This window comes from Rhodopseudomonas sp. (assembly GCF_048594845.1).
Taxonomy (GTDB): Bacteria; Pseudomonadota; Alphaproteobacteria; order Rhizobiales; family Xanthobacteraceae; genus Rhodopseudomonas.
Genome location: NZ_JBMDXE010000299.1, coordinates 16209 through 37053, shown reverse-complemented (window position 1 = coordinate 37053; position 20845 = coordinate 16209). Strand labels below are relative to the sequence as shown.

The window sequence follows — 20845 nt, the reverse complement described above, 5'->3', positions numbered from 1 at the left end:
CATGTAGAGCATGTTCTCGACGCCGTTGATCTGCTCTTCGATCGGCGTCGACACCGTCTCGGCGATCACCTTCGGATTGGCGCCGGGATAATTGGCGGTGACGACGATGGTCGGCGGCGCGACCTCCGGATATTCGGAGATCGGCAGCACCGGCAGCGACAGCAGGCCAGCGAGAAAAATCACCGCCGACAGCACGCCGGCGAAGATTGGGCGATCGATGAAAAATTTCGAGAAATTCATGGGTATGATCCGTCTCGATCCGCCCAGTCGCGGGCGCAGAAATCCGAGCACGGCCGAGGCGTCGGCCGCGAGATTGTGTTTCTTAACGTGAAGGAGATCTGGCCCCGCGATGGCGGGACCTGGATCGATTAGTTCTGCGCCAGCGCCTTGCCGGTGGTGGCCGCCGAGCCGTCCATCGCCACCGTCTCCGGCTTGATGGTCGCGCCGGGCCGCACCCGCTGCAGGCCGTTGACGACGATGCGTTCGCCGGCCTTCAAGCCGGAGGCGACCACGCGCATGCCCTCGACCGAAGCGCCAAGCGTCACTTCGCGATACTCAGCCTGGTTCTTGGTATCGACCACCATCACGAACTTCTTGTTCTGATCGGTGCCGACCGCGCGTTCCGAAACCAGCAGTGCCGGCTCCGGCTTGGGCTGGCCCATCGACAGCCGCGCGAACTGGCCCGGCATCAGCCGGCCGTCAGCGTTGTCGAACACCGCACGCACCCGCACAGTGCCGGATCGCGGATCGACCTGGTTGTCTACGAACTGCATCTTGCCCTTTAGCGGCGTGGTGTCCGTGCCGGTCGTCATCTGCACCGGAATGCGATCGATCGCGCCCGGCGTCTTCTCGTCGGCCAGCGTCTTCAGCGCGCGCGCCACCACCTGCTCGTCGGCATTGAAACTGGCATAGATCGGGTTGACCGACACCAGCGTCGTCAGCAGCGGCGAGCTCGGCCCGGCGGCGATCAGGTTGCCGACGGTGATCTCGATCTTGCCGACGCGGCCGGACACCGGCGCGCGGATCTCGGTGTAGCTCAAGTTCAGTTCCGCGGTGCGCAGCGCAGCCTCGGCAGTCTTCACATTAGCTTCGGCCTCGCGATAGGCGTTGAGCCGGTTTTCGACCTCGCGCTGGGTAATGGCGGAGCTGGACAGCTGCTGGCTGCGCTCGACATCCGCCTTGGTGAAGACGACGCGGGCGCGAGCCGCCGCGAGCTGGGCCTGGGCGCGGTCGACCTCGGCGGCGTAGAGCGACGGGTCGATGATCACCAGAAGGTCGCCCTTCTTGACCAGCGTCCCTTCATGGAAACGGATGTCCTGAACGGCGCCGGCCACGCGCGAGCGTACCTCGACCCGCTCGATGGCTTCGAGCCGGCCGGAGAATTCGTCCGACGGCGTCGTCGCTTTCGACTCGACCAGGGCGACCGACGCAACGACGGGCGGCGGTGCAGCCGACGCGGTTTCCGCTTGGGCGATCCCCGACCGGTCCATCAATACCGCACCTCCGGCCAACGCAGCCGAAACCGCCACGATCCCCGCACCCAACGCCACGTTTCGAGTGAAAATCTTGGCCATCGTGATTCCCATTCAACCTGAGCGGGCTTGCTAAAAGCCCAGCAAATTCAGTAACTCGTGCGCCACGCCTGAGCGGGACGAAGGTCCCGCCACTGCGCTGCACCGCACATATCCATACCGTCCGGTATAAATGGACTATCGACATCCACTGTCAAGAGACTTATCTACCGTTTGGTAGAAATCTCAGGAAGGCGCTTTGCAATGGCCATGGGACGCCCCCGCGAATTCGACGTCGAAACGGCGCTCGACCTCGCTTTGCACGTCTTCTGGCGCAAGGGCTACGAAGGCACGTCGATGTCCGACCTTACCGAGGCGATGGGCATCACCAAACCGAGCCTCTACGCGGCCTTCGGCAACAAGGAAGACTTGTTTCGCAAAGCCCTCGATCGTTATGTCGACGGACCGGGCGGCTACTATCAGGCCGGCCTGCAAAAGCCGACCGCGCGCGAGGTCGTCGAACACATCCTGTATGGGGCCGTCGATGCCATGACGGACCCGAGCAATCCCGGGTGCCTAGCCGTGCAGGGTGCCCTGTGCTGCGGGGAAGCCGCCGAGACCATCAAGCAGGAACTGGCGGCGCGGCGTGCGAAGACCGAAGAGGATCTGCGCGACCGCCTGAGCCGGTCGATCGCCGAAGGCGACCTGCCCTCCAGCACCGATGCCGGCGATCTCGCCCGGGATGTCTCCGCGATTATGCAAGGCATGGCCGGTCAGGCCGCCGGCGGCGCGTCCCGCGATCAGCTCCGCAAGCTCGCCGACATGGCCATGCGAAGCTGGCCCCCAGTGTGAATGCCTAAAACTGGATCACCTGCAAAGCCTCCCGCGCCGTGGCTGTTGTGTTGCGTTCATTGACCCACCGTTAACACTGGCGCGACGATATTACCGCGCGGCGCCTTGTTGCCATCGGCTGTTAGGAACTCGCGACTTATGGTGCCGCGGATGATCGTTTCTTTGTTCGCCAGGTTGCTGCACGCCGATCCGCGGATTCGCCGCGAATTGGTCGAGCTGCTTTACACGTCCTTGCCGCAGGTGGCGGCGATCGGCGTAACCTCGGTGACAGGCGCGGTCGCACTGACGCTGATCGATCGCGATCCTGGATACGCGGTGATTTCGGTATTCATCCTGATCACGGCCGTCGCCCGCGTCGTCTCATTGCTGCGATACAAGGCGCGCGCCGCGCAGTTCACCGATGCCGACGTCGTGCGCTGGGAAGTGCTGTACTGCGTCGGAGCCTCCGCCTTCAGCCTCGCGCTCGGCGCGCTGTCGTTTCGCGCGCTGTGGCTCGGCGATGCACCGGGAGCCTGGATCGCGTTCGGATTGTCGATGTCCTATTGCGTCGGCATGGTATCGCGAGCGGCGATCCGGCCATGGATCATCCTGACGGCATCGGCGATGCTGCTGATCCCCACCATTGTCGCCGGCCTGTTGCGGCCGGAGCTCGCCTACAACATCGGCGCCGCCATGCTTGTGCTGTTCTGGCTCACGCTCCGCGAAGCATCCAAACATCTCAGCGCCGCCTTCACCGAGCGGCTCGAAGCCAAACACCGGCTGTCCCGCCAGGCGAACCACGATTTTCTCACCGGTCTGCCGAACCGCGCCGGCTTCCTGGCTGCGCTGACCGAGATGACCGGCAGCTTCACGCTGATCGCGATCGACCTCGACGGCTTCAAGCCGGTCAACGACCGCCATGGTCATCACGCCGGCGACGACCTCCTGCGCCAAGTCGCCGAGCGGCTCAAAGCCTGCGCCGGCGCGACCGGCATCGCCGCCCGTTTCGGCGGCGACGAATTCATGCTGCTCAAGCCGATCACCGAAGGCGAACTCGGCCGCGAGGAAGCCCTGCATCTGGCACGCTCCGCCGTATTCGAGCTGTCGATGCCGTTCCTGCTATCGAACCTGCCGGTGCGGATCGGAGCCAGCGCCGGGCTTGTGATCAGCGACGGCACGGTCTCCGCGAACCCGACCGCGCAATTGCTGGAGCGGGTCGACAAAGCGCTCTACGCGGCCAAGCGCTCGGGCGGTGGCTGCGCGTGGCCGGAGGTCGAGGCGGACCAGCAGGTGAACGAGAACAATCCAACCCCGCCCCAGGCTGGCCTGTCCGCCGCATAAGCGTCTTCGCGAGCCGTCCGCTGCGCGCCCTCGCATGGCGCCAATCGGAACCTGGCTATTGCAAAGCGCCGCCGCGTCGCCATTGTTTCCACCTCACCCGCAACGACAAGAAACAAACTCGGAGCTGCCGATGACCGACGCCCCCTACACGCCTCCCAAAGTTTGGACCTGGGACAAGGAGAACGGCGGCAAGTTCGCGTCGATCAACCGACCGATCGCCGGCCCGACGCACGACAAGGAACTGCCGGTCGGCAAACATCCGCTGCAGCTCTACTCGCTCGCGACGCCCAACGGCCAGAAGGTCACGATCCTGCTCGAGGAGCTCCTGGCCCTCGGCCACAGCGGCGCCGAGTACGATGCCTGGCTGATCAAGATCGGCGACGGTGATCAGTTCTCGTCGGGCTTCGTGAACGTGAATCCGAACTCCAAGATTCCGGCGCTACTCGATCGCTCGGTCAATCCGCCGATCCGCGTCTTCGAGTCGGGCTCGATCCTGCTGTATCTCGCCGAAAAATTCGGCGCGTTCCTGCCGACCACGCCGGCCGGCCGCACCGAATGCCTGAACTGGCTGTTCTGGCAGATGGGCAGCGCACCGTATCTCGGCGGCGGCTTCGGCCACTTCTATGCTTACGCGCCCGAGAAGTGGGAATATCCGATCAACCGCTTCGCAATGGAAGTGAAGCGGCAGATGGACGTTCTGGATCGACGTCTCGCCGAAACCGCTTATCTCGCCGGCAGCGAATACACCATTGCGGACATCGCGGTTTGGCCCTGGTACGGCGGCCTTGCCGCAGGCGCGCTGTACGGCGACAGCGCGACCTTCCTCGACGTCGCCAGCTACAAGAACGTGCAGCGCTGGACCAAGGCGATCGCTGACCGGCCCGCCGTTCAGCGCGGCCGCATGGTCAATCGCGTCTCCGGCGATCCCTCGACCCAGCTACACGAGCGCCACGACGCAAGCGATTTCGAGACGAAGACGCAGGACAAGCTCGCGGCGAAATAAGCGCCGCAACTTTATCGTGGCGAAGTCAACGGTGGACGACGGGGAGCACTGGCTCTCCTCGTCATTCCGGGATGCGCTGCTCAGCGGCGCAAAGCCTGGATCCACAGCCCTTGAACTCCCGAAGTTCGCGTCGTTGTCGTCGCGTCTCACAGCTTGTGCTGCAGGCTACAGATCACGGGTTCGCGCTTCGCGCGACCCGGAATGACGAGACATGGGTGAGCGACGAACAGCACTCAGGAACCGAACTACACACTATGTCGCGGCGCCGTAACTTTGCCCTGCGTCGTCGCGATGCCCATCTCGAAACTGTCAGCGATGCGGCGGGCGCGGATGATAAAGGCGGCGGCCACATCGGGCGTAAACAGCTCCGTCGCGGTCGCCTCGAACAGTTTCAGCCAACGATCGAAATGCTCTGGCTTCAGCCCAAGCATCAGGTGCGGCCGCATCGGGCGTCCTTCATAGCGCCCGGTCTTTAGCAACATCGATGACCAGAAATCGCTGATCTGCGCGATGTGATGATCCCAATCTGCGACGGCCCGATTAAAGATCGGACCGATCTGCTCATCCTCCCGCGCCCGCGCGTAGAACGTTCGAACGAGCTGGGAGATCTCGGCTTCGTTGATGCTGTGCATGCGGCAGATGTAGGGTGCGACTGGCTGTCGCTCAATATGGCGGTTTGACCTTGGCGCGCTGCGCCTTGGCGGCCTCGGCCCACCAGACCAGGTCGTCGGCAAAGCGCGGGAATGCGCGCGCCAGCGATTTGCCGCCCTCCCCGATGGGCTCGCCGTTTTCGTCGAGCGTTTGCGCGATCGGCCCGACAGCGAGCGAGGACGAAATCACCACCATGCCCATCTCGCTGAGCGTCCCGTGCCACGCCGTCCCGGCGCGGACGCCGGAGAAACGCCCGGCGGAATAGCTGGCGATCGCCGCCGGCCGCCAGAACCATTCTTCGAGAAAATGATCCGTGAGATTCTTCAGCCCCGGCTGAACACCCCAATTGTATTCGCCAGAGATGAAGACGAAGCCGTCCGCAGTGCGGATCTTCTCGGCCAGCGTCTCCATTGCAGCCGGCGCTTCGCCCTTGGGAAACTCCTTGTACATCCGGTCGAGCATCGGTAGCCCGATTGCCTTCGCGTCGATCAATTCGACGTCGTGGCCGCGCCCGGCCAACTCGCTCACCAGATAGTTCGCGAGGCGAATTCCCATCCGGTCGGAGCGATATGAACCGTACAGCACGAGAAAGCTAAGAGACATCGACGAACTCCCGAGTCAGGGGCGCGGACCGCAGCAACCCTTCCTGGATGCGCTCGACCGCATCGCCGACGCGCACGGTGCCGCTTTCGAGGATACGCGCGGTAATGCCACCACGGCCGCGGACCGCATTATAGCCGCCGAGCCCGAAGGTCTCTTCCATCTGGCTGCACGGCGCGCAGTCACCCGATCCTTCGAGCACGGCCGTTCCTATCCGGAAACGCTGGCCCTTCAGGGCGATCAGATTGATGCCGCGCGTGACCAGGTTCCGACGCAGCAACTCTGGCGCGACCGCATCCCGCCCGAGAAATGCCGAAATGGCGGCGAGGTCTTCGGCGGCGATTAGTGTGACTTGCCGCGTGCCGTTCCGAGACGTGCGATATCTGTCGCCGACGATCCCGGTTTGCGCGACCAAGGTCGCCTCGACGGGTGTCGTCATCTCAGCATGGCGCGACGGGCGCAACCCGATCCACTCGAGCCGCCCAGCGCGCATCTGCGCTGCGACCAGCCGGCCGAGCGGCGTGTCAGGAGCAAACGTCGTCATGCGGCCTGAGCCAGGTCCGCGACCTGCAATTCTGCCGCTCAGGTCTTAGGCAGTTTCGGAATCGCGTCGGCGAATCCGTTGTAGCAGGCGAGCCGCTCATCCTGCTCCTTGGTGAAGCGGCAGTCGGCGACTGCCTTGGCGGCTGCTTGCTTCGCGCCGGGCTTCGGCGTCTTCGGCTTCGGCGGGAAGATCGCGTCGTAGCAATCGAGCCGCTCCTTGCTGCCGTCTTCGATCTCGAGGCAAGCCTGCAGTTGCGCCGCGACCGACGGCTTGCCCGACTTGCTGCGCTTTCCGGCGGCTTCCGAAGTCGCCATCTTCTCGCCGCGCGGCTTGACTTGCACCAGCGGCCGATCGCCGACCATCGGCGGACTGCCCGCCGTGCCCGCGCTCTGCGCCAGCGCCGCGCTCGACGCCAGCAGCGCCACCATGACAACCATCGTTTTCATCGAGATCCCCGTCGAATGCGCTCACCCGGCGCGCCACGCGCCGTGCGGTTGTTCATCAGCGACGCTACGTCAATCCGAGCGCCACGGCGCCGTCAAGCGCATTACCCTGCGCTCCCCCGCAGTTTCCACCAGCACTCTGCTCGACAGCCAGATTGCGGCGAGTTTGGGGCAATGGAACCGTTTCCTCAACGGCTGGAATGTGACGCGCTTCTGCGCTACTCAGTCGGTATGAGAACCGTGCTGATTGCCTTGCTGCTCACAGCCGCTGCATCCACCGCGGAAGCGGCGGACGACCGGCGTGCTGCACACAAATCTGCGCCGTTGCCGAAGCAGACCAGCGGCAATCCCTGCGCCGCTTTTGGCCCCGGCTTCGTTCAAGTCGAAGGCGGCGGCACCTGCGTCAAGATCGGCGGCGCGCTCGAGGTCGGGGTCGGCGGCAGCAGCCGGCGCTGACGATATCCCGGGACCTTCGAGGCAGCCTCGGGATCACATCAGGACGAACTGGCGCGGTTGTGACTGGCGTCATGTGGCGGAATGCCGATGATCGTCAGATGATAAATTTGCGACAAGCCCCGCCTGCCCCCGCGGATATCCCCAGCTTTACAGCCCGCCAACTGGTCCCGTTGGCAGGCCTCGCGTTGTTGCTCGCGGCCCCAGGTCTGGCGATCCATTTCGGGTTGCTGCCGTTTGCCTATCGGATTCACGCCCTGCTGCTGGTGTCGGGACTGTGCATCGGGCTCTGCGTCTGGGCGGGCGTATCCTTCGCCGAGCTCGGCTTCGGCAAGCCGCATCAATGGCGACACTGGCTCGGCTGCGCCGCGCTGACGCTCGTAATCGCCGCCGTGATGCTGCTGCAGACGCAGATGTTCACGTTTGAAGCCAAGCCGCCGGCATGGCTGAGCTTCGCGCCATTCTACGTACTGGTCTCGAGTCCCTGCCAGGAAGTCGTGTGCCGCTCGATTCCCAAGCTGATCACCGATCGGCTGTCACGCGGCGGCTGGGCCTACGTGCTTTACTCGGCCGCGATGTTCTCGCTGATCCATCTTTGCTACGGCGACCCGGCGCTGCTCCTCAATACGTTTTTGCTCGGACTGGTGTGGGGCGCGGCCTATCTTTGGATGCGCAACATCTGGCCGCTGATTGTCTCCCACGCCGCCATCGGCACGCTGGCCTTTGCGCTCGGATTGGCCTGAGCGCAAAGGCCGTTCGGACACTCAGCCGTGCAATCAGCGACCGCCGACAAGAGCGGTCGCCGGCAGGCGCTGCAGGCAATCGTGATAGCCGAAACTGCTGATAGCGTACTTAGCCCGGCACGCGCTGTCGTAGCGCACGACGACCGGAGCGCCGGTCATTGCAGCCGACGCCTGCATCGGATCATGACCGCGCATCCTGGCGCGATCCGACTTCTGCTGGCCCGCGTCTGCGATACCGCTCAACACGATAGAGACGACAACCGCAGCGCAGCTCAGGATGATCTTGTTCATCGTGCAGTCTCCCTTCGTGGCACCGCATCTGCGGCGCACAATGCGATGCGCTGATGCGAGGAGAACTACACGTCATCCGCTGACGATTCGCTGACACATGTCGCGACATTCGATTGAATTGCAGCGATTAACAGCTTGTTAGCTCAACTGCGATTGGCTTGCTGTCGCAGCGAACCACCTGGATGCGGATCAGATCTCGAGTTGCGTCCCAAGCTCGACGACGCGGTCGGTCGGGATCTTGAAGAAGGTCGTCGCCCGCGTCGCGTTCAGCGTCATGAAGGTAAATAGCCGCTCGCGCCACAGCGCCATCCCGGGATTGAGGCTCGGCACGAAGGTCTCCCGGCTGAGGAAGAACGACGTCGACATCATGTTGAACTCGTGCCCGAACTGCTTGCATAGCGTAAGCGCGGCCGGAACGTCCGGCGTCTGCATGAAGCCGTAACGGATGATCAGGCGATGGAAGCCATCGCCGATGTCGGTCATCAGGACGCGTTCGCTGTCCGGCACGTAGGGCGTCTCAGCCGTCATCACGGTGGTGAGCACCACGCGCTGATGGACGGTCTGGTTATGCTTGAGATTATGCAGCAACGCCGGCGGCACGCCATCGGTCGCGGCGGTCAGGAACACTGCCGTGCCGCGCGCCCGCGACACGTTCGGTCCAAGGGCGCGTAACACGACGTCGAGTGGTACCGCCTGCTTCTTGAGTTGCTTGCGGACCAACGCACGGCCGCGCCGCCACGTCGTCAACACCGTGAAGGAGATGAAGCCGATGAACAGTGGGAACCAGCCACCCTGCGCCACCTTGATGATATTGGCGGCGAAGAAGGCGAAGTCGACCGCCAGCAGCGTGCCGATCACTGCAACCACGAGCGCCATGTTCCAGCGCCACAACAGACCCATCACGAACGACACCAGAATGGTGTCGATCATCATCGTGCCGGTGACGGCGATACCATAAGCCGCGGCCAGATTGCTCGACGACTGGAAGCCGATCACCAGTGCCATCACCGCCAAGTACAGGGTCCAGTTGGTGAATGGCACATAGATTTGTCCGGCTTCCTCGCCCGAGGTGTGCACGATGGTCATGCGGGGCAGCAGACCGAGCTGGATCGCCTGCCGGGCCACCGAATAGGCACCGGAGATCACAGCCTGCGAGGCGATCACCGCGGCGGCCGTGGCAAGCGCCACCATCGGCATCACCATCCATTCCGGTCCCATCCGGAAGAACGGATTCTGGATCGCGCTCGGATCGTGGATCAGCAGCGCGCCCTGCCCGAAATAGTTCAGCAGCAGCGCCGGCAACACCAATCCGAACCACGCCAGCCGGATTGGAAACCGGCCGAAATGCCCCATGTCGGTGTACAGCGCCTCGCCGCCGGTGACCGCAAGCACCACAGAGCCAAGGGCGTAGAAGCTCATCAGCGGATGGCGAACGACGAATTCGAACGCATAGACCGGACTGATCGCTTCGAGCACACCAGGCGAGCGCGCGATGTTGACGATGCCAAGCACGGCGAGCGTGAGGAACCAGATCGTCATCACCGGCCCGAACAGCCGCCCGACCAGGCCAGTGCCGCGTGACTGGATCGCAAACAACGCCGTCAGCACCACCGCCGTCACCGGCACGACATACAGCTTCAGATCCGGCGTCACCACCTCAAGACCTTCGACCGCGCTGAGCACCGAGATCGCCGGCGTGATCATGCTGTCGCCGTAGAACAACGCCGCGGCGATCACACCCAGCATCATCAGTGGATAGTGCACGCGGCGACCGCGCGTCAGTTCGGTGACCAGCGCCAGCAGCGCGAGGCTGCCGCCCTCGCCGTGGTTGTCGGCGCGCATGATGATGATCACGTACTTCACCGTGACCAGCAGCATGACCGTCCAGAACACCAGCGACAGCACGCCGAAGATGTTGTCCGGCGTCACCGCGATCGGATGATGGCCGGCAAAGGTTTCCTTGAGCGCATACAGCGGACTGGTGCCGATGTCGCCGAAGACGACGCCGATCGTGCTGATCAGCAGCCCGACGCTGTTTTTGTGCTGGCTCATCGCTCGCCCTCTGGGCCGATCGGGCGGCCGGCCTGGACGTGAGGCGCGGGCCACGTGATGTCGACGCCGCAATCCGAACAACGCACCGGCCGAGCCTGCCGGCCGGCGTCCGATTCCGATCCCGCGTTTCTATTCATAGGGGTCGCGCTCTGTTGTTGACCTGGATCAGACAAGCCCGGGTCAGACAGGCGCGAGCGCCGACTGAAACAAGCCGTCTTCCGAATTCGTTCGCTAGCAGATTTTCAAGTCAGGACGGAATGCCCCGGAAGCTTCCCCGGAAAGACCTTAGAAGCACAGATTGCTCACAAGCTTCCCCTGCCTGTCTTTAATCGAGTACGGGCAGTCGGCGCGCTTCAGAGCTGCAGCGGCGTCGGCATTGCCGAGGGCCGCCGCGCGCTCGTAGAACCCCTTGGCGGCCGCCGCATCCTGCGGGCCACCTCGCCCCGCCTGTGCGAAAGCGCCCATCCGTTCCAGCGCTCCGGCGTGACCCTGCGCGGCCGCTTTGTCAAACAGCGCGCGCGCCTGGGCGTCATCCTTTGGGCCACCAACGCCTTCCGCCAGCATCAGGCCGAGCTGGTACTGCGCTTCGGCGTTGGTCTCGGCGCTCTTGGCGAGCAACGCGCGAGTCTTTGTCGGATCCGACGACGCGCCGCCGCCGAGCACGGCCAGGTTGCTGATGCCGCGCGGATTGCCGGCCTCAGCTGCCTTTGCGAACAATTGCCGAGCCTGCGCTTCATCCTTCGTCACCCCGGCGCCGGTCGCATAGGCGACGCCGAGTTCGACCATCGCCGATGTGCTGCCCTTGGATGCGGCCTTGCGGAAGGCCGCGAGCGCCTCTGGGGTCTGCTGGGCGGCCGCATGAGCCCGGCCAAGCGCGTACATTGCGCGACGTGAACCAGGAGCCGCGGTACGGCAATATTTGATCGCGGTCTCGACGTCTCCGGCCGCGATCTCCGCCACGCCCTTGACGTTCGCCGGCTTGTCCGGATCGGCCGGATCGGCCGCAATCCGATCGCATAGGACCAGATCGGCGGACTGCGCCAGCGCCGCCGAGGTGGAGGCCACAAGCAGCAAAGTCGGCAGCGCCAAAGCCCGAGCCAGCGCCCGCGCGATCGAACGCTCAGTCCCGTTCGTCATCATATCGTCCTCTGGGCGAACCAAGCCGCCGCCGCGGCAATCTAGCTGCATCGCCCCCGCGCTTCAAACCGGGCAGCCGCGGAGAAGGTGTTCGGCAGGCCCGTCGCCCGGAGATCTCCACCGCCAAATGCGGAACCATGGCCGGCGCTCCTCGTTCACGCAGCACGATTCACGAGGACGATATCGATGACGATCTTGAAATGGGCGCTGATCTTTCTGGTGATCTCGGTGATCGCCGGCATTTTCGGATTCACCGGAATTTCTGCAGCCTCGGCCGATTTGGCTCGCATCCTGTTCTACATCTTCGCTGTGATCTTCATCGTGCTGCTGATTCTCGGCTTCACGATCTTCAGAGCCTAGCGACGTGGAGACGCAGCTATGCGGCGCGCCCCGACGCAGAGCTGCCATCAATGACTGCCAGGTTTGATCTGTCGCAATCGACGGATGGTCAATTTCGACCAAGGTGATACGTCCGCGCGCCGATTTTATATTGCATTGCAACATCGGCTCCACTACGTATCTCCGCAATAAAAAATTGGGGCGGGTCGATGAGCGAAGACTGGAATACGAAGTATGGCACGCGCCGCGTCAGGCGGGATCCACCGACGCTGGAAGAAGCGATCTTCGCGGCGATGGGTATCACTGACGACGTCGAATCGCAGGCCGAGATCGCTGCGTCGCTGATGGGCTTGCCGATCGAGCAGGTGCAAAGCGAAGTCCGAAAGGCCGGACGTGCGGCGGCGCGGACCACGCGCGTGATCACCGGCGAACAAGGTAGTCAGCGGTCGGTCGTGGTGGAGCGGCGGGTTTCCCGCCGGATCATCGGTAACGACAAGCGCATCTGAGCGACCGCGTAGCACGCGGCGGCTGCGGCGCAACTCATCTCCGATCGGAAACAAAAAACGCCGCGGGCTTCAGCACGCGGCGTTGGTGTTTGTGAGCGCCGGTGAAACGACGAACGTTGCCGCTTACGCTGCGCGGCCGAGGCCCGACATTCTGAGAAACAGATTCCAGCACGCCTGATTGAAATCGATTAGCGCGCTCGCAGCGCCGGCCGGAATTTCGATCGTCGGCGCGTCAAGGCGCGGCGCTTCCTGATTCAAGTCGATCGTGCCCGTCGACTCGCCCTGACGGAACGTCAGGTGAGCGCCGAACTTATTGGCCAAAGCGCGCATGGCCTGGTTCTGCGCACCAGTGGTGATGCGCAGATTCTCGTAACCGAGCGACCGCGCCACTTCCATCAGCTGCTTGAACAGGATGCTGCCGATGCCCTTGCGACGCAGATGGGCTTCGACGCTGAACGCGATTTCCGGCAGCGAATCGGTCGACAGGTCGGGCTGATGCAGTTCGGCCGCGGCATGAACAGAGCCGTCCTCGCCGAAGAACGCGATGATGATGGTGCCGTCGCCGCCGCATTTCTTGGCGTAGCGGTCGATGAACCCCTCATCCGCGTAGCCGTTGAAACGATCGCGCCGGCTCTCCGCATCGAGCCGCAGCAGGTGGTCCCGCAGCAGCGGCAGTTCCTGGTTGATCAGCGATCTGATCGTCCCTTTGGACCCGGTGAGATCGGCGATGAGAGCGTCGTACATAGATTCATCTCCTTTGGGGGGACGACCCTCAAGGAGGCGTTCGATTCCCTAGACCAAAGATATATTGTGCAACGCACAATAATATTCAAGATCAAATGGCCGGCACGCCAGGGGACGACTGGCGGAAAGCCATCGAACATTGCTAAAACTTCTTAAATTCAAGCCGCTTAACAAACCTTGAGCGAGCGCAAACAGACTCACGAAACGGTGCTTTTGCACCGCACTCTAGGAATGATACGGAGGCGCGCCAATAGGCGCTGAGGTATCAAAGCACCATTTGCGTCTGGGTAACGAGGGCGACCAGCCGTCCCTCCTCGGTTTCAATCCGAGTCTGCCACACCTGAGTCCGTCTTCCCCGGTGCACGGGCGTCGCGATCGCCCGGACGGTAGTCCCGGCCTTGGCGGCGGCGACGAAGTTGGTCTTGCTCTCGAGCGTCGTGGTGCCCTTCGCATCCGGAGGCAGATTGATGAACGTCGCGGTCGCACCGACGCTGTCGGCCAGCGCCATGACCGCGCCGCCATGGATTGCGTCGCCGAGCGTGCACAGATCAGGGCGCACCATCATGGTGGCAACCACCCGCTCCGGTCCTGCTTCGGTGAATTCAACACCCATCAGGGCGGCAAACGGCAGCGGACGCGACCGGATCAGTTCGAGCGGCGTCATCATCACTCCTCCATCCGCGTCTTGGCGCGCGGCACTGTTCGTTGCGACCGGCGTGAAGGCCAAACCTAGACGCCGGCCGCTGATCGGCAATGACTTCAGAGGTTATTGCACCGGCTCGACTCCGCACCATTCCGCAATGAACAGCGCTGTCGCCTTGGTCGACTGTCGCAGCGAGTCGAGGTCGACATATTCGTTGAAGCCATGCATCGCCTCGCCGCTGGCGCCGAAGCACAGGCTCGGGATGTCGTAGTTCAATCCGTAGAACCGGGTGTCAGTGAGCGCCGTGAACACCAGGTCAGGCGTTGCGCCGCCATATACGGCGTCGTAGGCCTTTCCGAATGCAGCCTCGGGTTCGGCGGAGTTGGTCAGCTCATAGCCCTCGGACAGGAAGCCCGACCATTCGACCTGCGGCGGATTGTTCGACAGGAAACGATGATCGCGCGAAGCGGCCGCGACGCAAGCCAGGATCTCGGCCTGATGATCGGCGATCGACCAGCCCGGCAGTACCGCGATGCGGCAGTCGACATCGCACCAAGCCGGGACGCTCGACGCCCAGTCGCCGCCCTTGATGATGCCGGGGTTGAAGTTGATCGGATGCGCCAGCGTCTTGAAATGGCGATCGCTCGCGGCGCGCCTATTCCACTCCTCTTCGAGTTTCTCGAGCGCTCCGATCAGGTGATACGCCGCCGTGATGGCATTGGATCCCGACCCGGCTGTGGCGACATGCACCGGACAGCCGCGCACGCGGAGGCGGAACCAGATCACCCCGACCTGCGAGCGCACCATCTTGGCCCCGGTCGGCTCCGGGATGAAGCAGGCATCGGCCCGGTAGCCGCGCTGCAACGTCGAGAGCGCCCCAACGCCGGTGCTTTCCTCCTCAATGACGGACTGGAAGTGAATACGCCCGGTCGTCTGCAGTCCGGCGGCTTTGATGGCGTCGAGCGCGTAGAGGGCGCCGATCGTGCCCGACTTCATATCGCAGGCACCTCGGCCGTAGAGCCGGCCGTTCTTCACCACGGGATCGAACGGCGGTGTTTCCCACATGTCGAGCGGGCCGGCCGGCACGACGTCGCAATGGCCCTGCAGGATCAGCGACCGGCCGCTGGCCGTCGCCGGACGATAGGTGCCGACCACGGTGCGGGCTTTGGAGAAGTCGTGCTCGATCGGACCAAAGCCGCGGAGGTCCTTGAGGTCATCGAGATTGATATGCCAGTCGTCGACTTCGTAACCGCGCTGACGCAGCAGATCGCCGATCATGTCCTGACACGGACCTTCAGCGCCGCGCGTGCTCGGGATCGCAACGAAGTCTCGGGTGGTGGCAATCTGGGCATCGAAGCCCGCATCGACGGCGTCAAGGATTCGGCGTTGAGTATCGGTGACGCTCATGCGGCGGCTGCTCCGTTTGCTTTTTGTCTGGTCCGGCGCGGCGATCAAACCACAGTTCGCCAGAATTGCCAGACAGTTTGGCCCCGCCGCGAATCAAGCCATCGTTGCGCGCGACGCATGAAGGAGATCACATGACCGACGTTGGTGTTGCTGGCCGCTCTCGCACCATGCTGCTGATGGCAACGCTAGCCCTCGCCTCGCTGGCAGGCCCCGCCGCCGCACAGCAACTGACGGTCTCGCGCGATTAGGACATCACCGAGCTGCGGCTGGGTCAGAAGATCCTCGTCGATGACGGCTCCTGCCCGACCGGCCAGATCCTGGAAGTCACCGGCGCCAATCTGACGTCCGAGGGCGTGGCCCGGACCAAGAAATGCGTGCCGCGCCTGCGGCGCTGACTCGTCTCGCCTCCGACCGCGGCTCGCGCTGACAGACCGGCTTCGACAGCCTCAGCGCTGCAGATCGGTCCGTTCGCCGACCGGCCGCTCGGCAGGATCGAACATGCATTGCAGGGTGGGTTTGGCGATCTGATCGAAGGTTGCACTGATCTGCGCCTGCTTGGCCGGCGGGATCCAGTCGTTCTCGATCGTCGGCACGCCGCGCTCACGCCTGCCGCGCAGCAGCGCCTCGCGGAGATCGCTGTCCTGCACGGCTGCGACCGCGTGATCGTGCAGACAGCCGCACACAGCGACCGGGTGCGCCCAGCGGCCCGCCATATGGGCCGTGCAGGCGCGGATGAATTCTATCCGGGAATCCGGTGCGCTTAGGAGGGATCTTGCCTGCGCCTGGGCACCGCCTCCTGCCGCCAGAAGGGTTCCGGCTGCGAACACAGCCAGACGGCACGTCATCGGCAACCGACCGATCAGGGAATGGCTCACGTCGCTTTGCTCACTTTGTCTCCGAAGCAAGCGAAGACGCTCCGTCTCGCGCTGCTGTCGGGCCGTCGGGAGAGGCGCCCACATACGCGAACGTACCGACCCCGGGCATGCTGCCTTCCGACGATCCCGCGACTGAAGACGCGGTCAGGACAAAGGTGCAGGCAAGGATCAGGCTCATCGCTCGCATTGGCGCACTTCCGAATGGTCTCAGCAGCCCCCGCCGCCTCCCACCCGGAGACTGATAGCCGCGCGATGTTTCGGCACCGCTGCGTTCGGCCGCAAAATGGTTTCATCAGACCGCCGAATTGTTTCGTCGCAGGCCGGAGTGACGAAACACGGCTGAAACATTTGCGGTGGCCAGCCGAACGAGCCCTCCAGGTGCTTTCCCGAGGACCGCAAATGACCTTGCCTTTGACATCATCATGTCATCGCGCCGCGTTAGTCAGACTCGACCGTGAGTGGGCGGAAGCCCGTCGGAGTTGTTAGTTCGTGCGTTTCTCTGTCGCGGCAACTGATCGCTGCGGCAGGCCGCCTCGTCCGCAAGATTGAATTAACTTGTTTTCGTCGAGCCGCTGGCGCGTCACAGCGCGGGCTGCTACAGAGCAAGCGAAGGCGTTTCGGACCGCTCCAACGAGCGACTGACCGACAGCACGCGCAGCCGAGGCATTTTCGCTCAGGCACGCGAACGCGAAACGCTCCACCCCGGACATCACGGCTTCGGACGTCGCGAAAGCGGCGATGCAACGTTTTTGGGCGTTGAGCGTTTTTTTATGAGCTTCGTGGAGGAACAAGATGACGAGCCAGGCGCAGGTAACTGACGTCAAGACCGGCCTGACGCCCACCCCCGCCCGTTCGGCCGCGGCAATCGAGACGATCCGGCGCGCCGGCTTGACCGGAGAGATGGCCCTACAGAGCCTGTTTGGTCATCCCGGCACGCAGTCGATGCAACAGGGGCTGGTTCGATTGGTCGGACATAGGGGCCCGTCGCGTCCCACTGCTGCGGTCCGTTGAACCTAGGCGCGCCCTTGGGCTCGCGAGGATGCGAATGAGATGAGAAAGGGAGCGACCGGCCATGACCTGTCGCTCCCTTTCGATTCCGGCCTTGATGATCAGGCCGGGCTCGTTGGGGCAGCTATTTGAAGTAATCGCCGCATTTCTGAACGGCCTGATCCGCGGCACCCCACGGCATGATCGGCACTGACGAAGTGGAGTTCTTCGGTGAGCCTTCGATCAGTCGATCGGAGTAAACCATATAGACCAGCACGTTCCGCTTGGCGTCGCAGCCGCGAACGATCTGCATCTTCTTGAAGAACATCGACCGCCGCTTGCTGAACATGTCGTCGGCCTGCGTCAGCTTGTCCTTGAAGCGGATCGGACCGATCTGCCGGCACGCCAGCGAAATGTCGGAAACTTCTTCGGCAAGCCCCAGCCAACCCTTGAAGCCGCCGCGCTCAGGAACCGTGAAGTGACAGGCCACGCCCTCGATCTCGGGATCGTCGATCCCATAGGTGGCGAGCTTGTCATTGGGGCTTAGCAGCTTGAATACCGTCGAGCGGCGGAAGATCAGGTCAGGATCATCGGCTGCAGACGCTGATGCCCCTGCAAACCCGACCAAGACGAGTCCAGCCAACGCTGCGCATTTCAAGCGATTCAAAAACGAGGGGGTGTGACGACGTGTCATCCGAGTCTCCGTGGGAAGCTGCCAGCCCATGTAGGGATCAGGAAACGCCGTGAAAGATGTCGGCGCACTTCGACTCTGGTTTAACCTCCTGTGAAGCTTTTTTGTTAAGCTTTCATCATCTGCGCGGGGAATACCGCGCCGGCGCTGGTGAACACGCTGGGCGCCTGCGACACTAATCTGAGATTCTGCTCAAGAGATTCGGGGACCACGCGTGGGTTTGCACCAATCATCGTTTTCGCCACGAACTGCATCGCGTAACGGTAAAAACGAACTCACCCATGCGACGATCTCGAGAACAGCAGTGCGCGCGGGACTGTTGACCGCCGCCGGCGTCTTCGCGTTCACGTCGGAAGCGAGCGCGACGACCTGGTGGTGGCCCGACAATTACACCGCGGTGTACGACACGCCTGCCCCGCCGCCACCGCCGAAGCGCGCGCCCCGCAAGCAGCCGCATGTCGACGCGCGCCAGGAGAAGCTGCTCGAACAAACGGCCGCCAAACCGCGCGGCCCGCTGCTCATCTCCGTTTCGATCGATCAGCAGAAGCTGCGGGTCTACGACGCCAATGGCTTCTTCGCCGAGTCGCCGATCTCGACCGGGATGCGCGGCCATGCGACGCCGATGGGCGTGTTCAGCGTCATCCAGAAAAACAAATGGCACCGCTCCAATATCTACAGTGGCGCTCCGATGCCCTACATGCAGCGCATCACCTGGTCGGGCATCGCGCTGCATGCCGGCGTAGTGCCGGGCTATCCGGCCTCGCACGGCTGCATCCGGATGCCGAACGCATTCGCGATGAAGATGTGGGGATGGACCCGAATGGGTGCCCGCGTGATCGTCACGCCTGGCGATATCACGCCGACCAATTTCTCCCATGCGCTGCTGACGACCAAGCGTCCTCCGTTGCCGGAGCCTCCCATGGCTTCCGATCCGCAGAAGCCGACCGCGTCGAAGTCCGACAAGGCCGCTTCGGCCGAGCCGATCAACGAGCTGGCCGCCCCCAAAAGCGAGCTGCGCACCAGCATCCTGCACGACGAATCGCCGGCGCCAGTTCAAACCGCGGACGCCAGCGGGAGCACCGACAGCGCCGTGATCTCCGACTCGACGACGCACCGCGCTCCGAGCGAGGCCAAGAGCACCGCCAAATCGGGAGTTGCATCCGAACCCGGTGAGCCAAACGCCGAAGCGAGTGCCGCGCCAGAACCAGTTACCATTGACCCGGAGACCACCGCCTCGGTGGCGGAGCCGCAAGAGGCCCAGCCAAAGTCTCCGGCTGCAGGCGAAAAGGCTACATCAGCCAACGAGAAAGCCCCGACCGTTCAGTCAGTGGATAAGGTCGAATCCAGCACCGACAGCACGGTGCCGGGCAAGGATCAGTCCCGCGCTACCGATCCGGTCGCGACCACTGCGCCGGAACTACCGGCCGCCAAGCGAGGCGGCGGCCAGATCGCGGTATTCGTCAGCGCCAAGGACCAGAAGCTTTACGTGCGCCAGAACATGACGCCACTGTTCGACGTTCCGGTGACGATCGCCGCCAGCGACCGGCCACTCGGCACCCACGTGTTTACCGCAGAGCTGGCGAAGGATGAGAGCGTGCGCTGGACTGTGGTGTCGTTGCCGGCACCTCGCCGGACCGATGATCCAAGCAATTCCCGCCGTGGCAAGAAGGCTTTACCCGCCGAAGTGAAAGCATCGCCGGAAGCCGACGGCCCCACCGCAGCCCTCGACCGCCTGACCGTGCCGCCCGAAGCCATGGCGCGCATCGCGGATGCGATCTCGACCGGCTCCTCGCTGATCGTCTCCGACCAGGGCATCAGTGCGAGCGGCGAAACCGGCCAGGGTACCGATTTCATCATCCGGCTGCGCTGACCTTCGCGGCAGGGCCGAGGTAACTCGCTCGCGGCCGGCAATCGCTGTGGCCGCCGTGCACGCGGCGCGCGCGAATCTGCGGGCAACTCGCCGCGGCCAGCGAATAACCGTTGCTCGTGCCGCTTTTCTGCTTCTAGTTTGACCGCAACATGCGAGAGCTTCTGCGGTTTCGGCGTCAGTCCAGACCGCAGGCAGCGGCGGAGGATATAAGATGCGGATCGCGGCAAGTCTTGTGATTGCGGGTGCGGTGTCTCTGAGCGCGATCGGCCTCGCGTGGTCGCAGGGAACACCGAAGGCCGGTGCACCAGCGCAACCTGCCCAGCAGGCAGCCGCGCCTGCTCCGGCCCCTGCTCCGGCTCCAGCCAAACAGGTCTGCGCCAATCCGGACGCGCTGGGTGTCGGCCGCATCGTCGAGATCGACACTACCGGCGGCCCTGGCTTCGGCTTCGAGCACTTCAAGCAGCTCGACTTCCTCCGCGACAAGGAAGTCGTCCTGACTTTCGACGACGGCCCCTGGCCGGTGAACACGCCGGCGGTGCTGAAGGCGCTGGCCGATCAGTGCACCAAGGCGATCTTCTTCCCGATCGGCAAGCACGCCACCTATCACCCCGAGATCCTGAAGCAGGTCGCCGCCGCAGGTCACACCATCGGTGCGCACACCTGGTCGCACGCGAATCTGGCCAACAAGAAGCTGAACGAGGATCAGCGCAAGGACGAGATCGAAAAGGGCTACGCGGCGGTGAAATGGGCGCTCGGCACTGCGCCCTCGCCATTCTTCCGCTTCCCGGCTTTGCAGCATCCGCCGGAGATGGTCACTTATCTCGGCACCCGCAACATCGCGATGTTCTCCTGCGATATCGACTCGTTCGATTTCAAGGTGCGCAAGCCCGAGCAGGTCGTCGACAACGTGATGAAGAAGCTCGACCGGCTCGGCAAGGGCATCATCCTGATGCACGACTTCCAGCGGAGCACTGCGGAAGCGATGCCGGAACTGCTGCGCCGCCTGAAGGCCGGCGGCTACAAGGTGGTGCAGATGCGCGCCAAGACGCCGGTCCAGACCTTCGCGAAGTACGACGAGGAACTCGCCAAAAGCAATCCGCTGCCGACCGTCAGCTCGCGCCCGGTCAGCTCGGTCGTGCAGACGATCTCCGAGTGATCAGGTCGCGGATGGGTCGTTGGTTTC

General features: G+C 63.7%; 25 protein-coding genes and 1 pseudogene. 12 read left to right on the top strand and 14 right to left on the bottom strand.

All coding sequences use genetic code 11. The features are described from left to right. On the bottom strand, window positions 1-240 hold a 240-nt coding region (locus ACOJTD_RS19535), incomplete at its 3' end, for an efflux RND transporter permease subunit (protein WP_420134521.1). Window positions 241-368: 128 nt separating this feature from the next. Further along, window positions 369-1574 (bottom strand): efflux RND transporter periplasmic adaptor subunit, encoded by a 1206-nt coding sequence (locus ACOJTD_RS19530; protein WP_420134520.1) that lies wholly within the window; start codon window positions 1572-1574, stop codon window positions 369-371. 201 nt (window positions 1575-1775) lie between these two features. Here ACOJTD_RS19530 and ACOJTD_RS19525 point away from each other — a divergent pair, with 201 nt between their 5' ends. The 3 genes from ACOJTD_RS19525 to yghU all read left to right on the top strand — a co-directional run bounded on the left by ACOJTD_RS19525 (window position 1776) and on the right by yghU (window position 4686). After that, window positions 1776-2363: a TetR/AcrR family transcriptional regulator gene (locus ACOJTD_RS19525; protein ID WP_420134519.1), complete on the top strand. Its 588-nt coding sequence runs from the start codon at window positions 1776-1778 to the stop codon at window positions 2361-2363. Window positions 2364-2513: 150 nt separating this feature from the next. Further along, window positions 2514-3683 carry a diguanylate cyclase domain-containing protein gene (locus ACOJTD_RS19520; RefSeq protein WP_420134518.1) on the top strand — a complete coding sequence of 390 codons (1170 nt, stop codon included), beginning with the start codon at window positions 2514-2516 and terminating at the stop codon, window positions 3681-3683. A gap of 130 nt (window positions 3684-3813) precedes the next feature. After that, window positions 3814-4686, top strand: a complete 873-nt coding sequence (gene yghU / locus ACOJTD_RS19515; RefSeq protein ID WP_420134517.1) for a glutathione-dependent disulfide-bond oxidoreductase — start codon at window positions 3814-3816, stop codon at window positions 4684-4686. Window positions 4687-4931: 245 nt separating this feature from the next. Here the strand turns inward: yghU and ACOJTD_RS19510 are convergent, their stop codons facing one another. From ACOJTD_RS19510 to ACOJTD_RS19495, 4 genes are read right to left on the bottom strand one after another with little or no spacing between them, the layout of a single operon-like run. Beyond that, a complete protein-coding gene (locus tag ACOJTD_RS19510) occupies window positions 4932-5318 on the bottom strand; it encodes a group III truncated hemoglobin (protein ID WP_420134516.1) in 387 nt (128 codons plus the stop codon). A gap of 31 nt (window positions 5319-5349) precedes the next feature. Further along, window positions 5350-5940 (bottom strand): NADPH-dependent FMN reductase, encoded by a 591-nt coding sequence (locus ACOJTD_RS19505; protein ID WP_420134515.1) that lies wholly within the window; start codon window positions 5938-5940, stop codon window positions 5350-5352. Beyond that, a complete protein-coding gene (locus ACOJTD_RS19500) occupies window positions 5930-6481 on the bottom strand; it encodes an MOSC domain-containing protein (RefSeq protein WP_420134514.1) in 552 nt (183 codons plus the stop codon). The genes ACOJTD_RS19505 and ACOJTD_RS19500 overlap by 11 nt, the downstream gene beginning before the upstream one ends. Window positions 6482-6519: 38 nt before the next feature. Then, window positions 6520-6927, bottom strand: a complete 408-nt coding sequence (locus ACOJTD_RS19495) for a hypothetical protein (protein WP_420134513.1) — start codon at window positions 6925-6927, stop codon at window positions 6520-6522. Here ACOJTD_RS19495 and ACOJTD_RS19490 point away from each other — a divergent pair. From ACOJTD_RS19490 to ACOJTD_RS19480, 3 genes are all read left to right on the top strand, one after another. After that, complete coding sequence (locus ACOJTD_RS19490) at window positions 6908-7159, top strand: hypothetical protein (protein ID WP_420134512.1); 252 nt, start codon at window positions 6908-6910, stop codon at window positions 7157-7159. The genes ACOJTD_RS19495 and ACOJTD_RS19490 overlap by 20 nt on opposite strands. Continuing rightward, window positions 7156-7380, top strand: a complete 225-nt coding sequence (locus tag ACOJTD_RS19485; RefSeq protein ID WP_420134511.1) for a hypothetical protein — start codon at window positions 7156-7158, stop codon at window positions 7378-7380. Before ACOJTD_RS19490 ends, ACOJTD_RS19485 begins: the two co-directional genes overlap by 4 nt. Before the next feature lie 98 nt (window positions 7381-7478). Continuing rightward, a complete protein-coding gene (locus ACOJTD_RS19480; RefSeq protein WP_420134510.1) occupies window positions 7479-8120 on the top strand; it encodes a type II CAAX prenyl endopeptidase Rce1 family protein in 642 nt (213 codons plus the stop codon). Window positions 8121-8153: 33 nt separating this feature from the next. On the opposite strand, the gene ACOJTD_RS19475 is transcribed toward ACOJTD_RS19480, so the two are convergent. The 3 genes from ACOJTD_RS19475 to ACOJTD_RS19465 form a co-directional block, all read right to left on the bottom strand. Then, entirely contained in the window at window positions 8154-8411 is a 258-nt protein-coding gene (locus ACOJTD_RS19475; RefSeq protein ID WP_420134509.1) for a hypothetical protein, read from the bottom strand. A gap of 189 nt (window positions 8412-8600) precedes the next feature. Further along, window positions 8601-10463, bottom strand: coding sequence for a potassium transporter Kup (locus ACOJTD_RS19470; protein WP_420134508.1), 1863 nt, complete (start codon window positions 10461-10463; stop codon window positions 8601-8603). 285 nt (window positions 10464-10748) lie between these two features. Then, the gene (locus ACOJTD_RS19465; RefSeq protein WP_420134507.1) at window positions 10749-11600 is read right to left on the bottom strand and encodes a tetratricopeptide repeat protein; all 852 of its coding nucleotides are present in this window, start codon (window positions 11598-11600) and stop codon (window positions 10749-10751) included. 186 nt (window positions 11601-11786) lie between these two features. Between ACOJTD_RS19465 and ACOJTD_RS19460 the strand changes: the two genes are divergently transcribed. Both ACOJTD_RS19460 and ACOJTD_RS19455 read left to right on the top strand, forming a co-directional pair. Continuing rightward, complete coding sequence (locus ACOJTD_RS19460; protein ID WP_082364236.1) at window positions 11787-11960, top strand: DUF1328 domain-containing protein; 174 nt, start codon at window positions 11787-11789, stop codon at window positions 11958-11960. 188 nt (window positions 11961-12148) lie between these two features. Beyond that, on the top strand, window positions 12149-12445 hold the full coding sequence (locus ACOJTD_RS19455) for a hypothetical protein (protein WP_420134506.1): 297 nt from the start codon (window positions 12149-12151) through the stop codon (window positions 12443-12445). 123 nt (window positions 12446-12568) lie between these two features. Here the strand turns inward: ACOJTD_RS19455 and ACOJTD_RS19450 are convergent, their stop codons facing one another. The 3 genes from ACOJTD_RS19450 to ACOJTD_RS19440 form a co-directional block, all read right to left on the bottom strand. Next, entirely contained in the window at window positions 12569-13189 is a 621-nt protein-coding gene (locus tag ACOJTD_RS19450; protein ID WP_420134505.1) for a GNAT family N-acetyltransferase, read from the bottom strand. Between the two features lie 265 nt (window positions 13190-13454). Beyond that, window positions 13455-13853: a PaaI family thioesterase gene (locus ACOJTD_RS19445; protein ID WP_420134526.1), complete on the bottom strand. Its 399-nt coding sequence runs from the start codon at window positions 13851-13853 to the stop codon at window positions 13455-13457. A gap of 102 nt (window positions 13854-13955) precedes the next feature. Next, a complete protein-coding gene (locus ACOJTD_RS19440) occupies window positions 13956-15239 on the bottom strand; it encodes an ArgE/DapE family deacylase (protein WP_420134504.1) in 1284 nt (427 codons plus the stop codon). A gap of 167 nt (window positions 15240-15406) precedes the next feature. On the opposite strand from ACOJTD_RS19440, the pseudogene ACOJTD_RS19435 reads away from it, so the two are divergent. Next, window positions 15407-15634 (top strand): annotated as a pseudogene (locus tag ACOJTD_RS19435) (DUF6719 family protein). 51 nt (window positions 15635-15685) lie between these two features. Here ACOJTD_RS19435 and ACOJTD_RS19430 read toward each other — a convergent pair. Next, complete coding sequence (locus tag ACOJTD_RS19430) at window positions 15686-16084, bottom strand: hypothetical protein (RefSeq protein WP_420134525.1); 399 nt, start codon at window positions 16082-16084, stop codon at window positions 15686-15688. An 822-nt stretch (window positions 16085-16906) separates the two neighbouring features. Between ACOJTD_RS19430 and ACOJTD_RS19425 the strand changes: the two genes are divergently transcribed. Next, window positions 16907-17125 (top strand): hypothetical protein, encoded by a 219-nt coding sequence (locus ACOJTD_RS19425; RefSeq protein ID WP_420134503.1) that lies wholly within the window; start codon window positions 16907-16909, stop codon window positions 17123-17125. Window positions 17126-17246: 121 nt separating this feature from the next. On the opposite strand, the gene ACOJTD_RS19420 is transcribed toward ACOJTD_RS19425, so the two are convergent. After that, window positions 17247-17795, bottom strand: a complete 549-nt coding sequence (locus tag ACOJTD_RS19420; protein ID WP_420134524.1) for a CreA family protein — start codon at window positions 17793-17795, stop codon at window positions 17247-17249. Window positions 17796-18096: 301 nt separating this feature from the next. Between ACOJTD_RS19420 and ACOJTD_RS19415 the strand changes: the two genes are divergently transcribed. Continuing rightward, window positions 18097-19662: a L,D-transpeptidase family protein gene (locus ACOJTD_RS19415; protein ID WP_420134502.1), complete on the top strand. Its 1566-nt coding sequence runs from the start codon at window positions 18097-18099 to the stop codon at window positions 19660-19662. A gap of 211 nt (window positions 19663-19873) precedes the next feature. Next, window positions 19874-20818 (top strand): polysaccharide deacetylase family protein, encoded by a 945-nt coding sequence (locus ACOJTD_RS19410; protein ID WP_420134501.1) that lies wholly within the window; start codon window positions 19874-19876, stop codon window positions 20816-20818. Window positions 20819-20845 lie beyond the last annotated feature (27 nt).